The 884-nt window shown below is 45.5% G+C and carries 1 protein-coding gene; it reads right to left on the bottom strand.

Features of this window, described 5'->3' with window-relative positions; translation table 11 throughout:
• Nucleotides 1-31 precede the first annotated feature (31 nt).
• Nucleotides 32-793 (bottom strand): IS5 family transposase, encoded by a 762-nt coding sequence (locus C5470_RS22065; RefSeq protein WP_166291926.1) that lies wholly within the window; start codon nt 791-793, stop codon nt 32-34.
• Nucleotides 794-884 lie beyond the last annotated feature (91 nt).

Here is an 884-nt window from a genome sequence, read left to right as displayed (position 1 = left end):
CTAGGGGCTGTTGACGTTTCGTGTACATAACTTATACAGCCCACATGGGTAACCACATCATTATAAAAGCCATGGCAACCATACTGGCATAATTTCGCTCAAGTTTGTCGTATCTTGTTGCTATTGCTCGAAAATGTTTAATTCTGGCAAAGGCATTTTCAACCAGATGCCGATACTGATATAAGTGCCTGTCAATGCTTTGGTCACTTTGGCGGCTGTTTTTCCGGTAAGGGATCACGCTGGTTGCTCCACCCTTTCGGATAAAGTCTCTGAACTTTTCACTGTCGTATCCCTTGTCGGCAATGACATACTCTGACGGAGGTGACTGCATAATCAGACTCTCGGCATGAACAATGTCGTTTTCTTGACCGCCTGAAAGTTCAAAGTGGACAGGAAGTCCATAACTGTCTACCACCAAATGGATTTTGGTTGAGCGTCCCCCTCGACTCTGGCCTATTGATGTATCTTCCCCTGAAGCTGCGCCGGCACTGTGCTGATGCGCCCGGATTATACTGCCATCAATGAACAACCATTCTGAATCAGTGTGATGAGATAACCATTTGAATAATAACTGCAAAATACCTTTCTTTGACCACAGATTAAAACGACAGAATACCGTATTCCATTGACCGAAATCGGCAGGGATATCCCGCCAGGGGCAGCCCGTTCTCATTCGATAGAGAATGCCTTCCAGCGTCATACGGTGTTCTGCTTTGTTATAGACACGGCCACTGTGTCGCATCAATGAGGATAGCGTATTCCATACTTCATCTGTTAACATAGTTCTTGGCATGATGGTGAGGTAGAGTCGTTTTTTGGCGAAAGCAATTATACCCCATCATCATGCTGTTCCGTAATTCCTCTCAAAACGTCAACAGCCCCTA

The organism is Photorhabdus stackebrandtii (assembly GCF_011189495.1).
Classification (GTDB): domain Bacteria; phylum Pseudomonadota; class Gammaproteobacteria; order Enterobacterales; family Enterobacteriaceae; genus Photorhabdus; species Photorhabdus khanii.
Note: the sequence above shows the minus strand (reverse complement) of the source record. Positions and strands in the feature narration are given on the sequence as shown.